Below are 721 nucleotides of genomic sequence, written 5' to 3' on the forward strand. Positions count from 1 at the left end.
CAATGCCCACCCCGAAAAAGCTCAGCACGATGCCGATCAGCAGATCGATCACCAGCTCGACCACCAGCTTCGAAACCGTCTCTGCCGTGCTTCCGGCAATCTGGCTCGGCGGCAACGCCTCCAGCCACAGGCTCGCGGTACGCAACAGCAAACACAGCGCCGCTTCGTCACTGGCCAGCAATAGGGCTTTTTCCATCATTACCGGCGATTTTTGCGCCAGAGCGGCCAGGGCATCGGCACTGCTGCCGAGCCTTTCGGAAAACTTCGTCGGGTCTTTGAGGATCTCGCCAATCAGGCCAATGCTGTCCCAGACGCCTTCGATAGCCGCCCAACTGCCGGCGAGCAAACCGTTGCCTACCGCCAGCAGCGATGCCGACGCCGACTGCTGCGACCACTGCGGCTTGAAGCCTTTCCACTCCTCACGCAACCAGGTTTCCAGCTGAACGGTCAACCCGTCATAAGCGCCACACAGCTCATCGAGTTGCGTCGGCGTGACAGCGCCGTGAACCCGCACCTGATAGAACTTTCCGACCTCTCCCTTGAACTGCCCCTTGCCGTATTCATTGAGATCAACCGGTGTGCTCGGTCCACCCGCCGCCGGAATCACCTCGACCTGAATGTTGCCCAGCGGAATGTCGTAGACCGATTCGAACTTGCTCTCGATTTCCAGAATGCCGCTGTCCGGACACTGCGCCACACTGGAGATGAAATCGTCATCGCC

1 pseudogene is annotated in these 721 nt (G+C 59.8%); it reads right to left on the bottom strand.

What is annotated here, in order from left to right:
- Positions 1-721: pseudogene (locus AC1RPZ_RS27320) on the bottom strand (type IV secretion protein Rhs); the annotation flags it as partial.

Source organism: Pseudomonas sp. GW822-FHT02D10 (assembly GCF_058802345.1).